Origin of the sequence: Flagellimonas abyssi, assembly GCF_019457905.1 — a bacterium.
Lineage (GTDB): Bacteria > Bacteroidota > Bacteroidia > Flavobacteriales > Flavobacteriaceae > Flagellimonas > Flagellimonas abyssi.
In genome coordinates, this window is sequence record NZ_JAHZSV010000039.1 from 1 (window position 1) to 339 (window position 339).

The window sequence follows — 339 nt, forward strand, 5'->3', positions numbered from 1 at the left end:
AATTCACGGAACCGGGGCAGGGGAGGTTCACAGAGGATCAGGGCATTGAACGCCTATCTGGATCGCGTTTACAGTAATCTATTGGACTGCCATAAAGAACTTTTGGAAGAGAACAGGGTGGTTTCCTCAAATGCCATCAAGTCCCGTTATCTAGGGGAAGATGACAACAGCAAGACCTTAAGGGAACTTATCAAGTACCATAATGAGAATATGTCAATTGTCCTGAAAAAAGGGAGGGTTACAGGTCATCAAATAAGGTATCAATATTATTCTCGTCCCGTTAACATGAACATACATCCCTAAGTTTTAAGGATAATTAAGCTACAAAAAATTTAGATA

Annotated in this window: 1 pseudogene; it reads left to right on the forward strand. The window is 40.4% G+C overall.

What is annotated here, in order from left to right:
* Positions 1 to 303: pseudogene (locus K1F36_RS17790) on the forward strand (site-specific integrase); the annotation flags it as partial.
* Positions 304 to 339 lie beyond the last annotated feature (36 nt).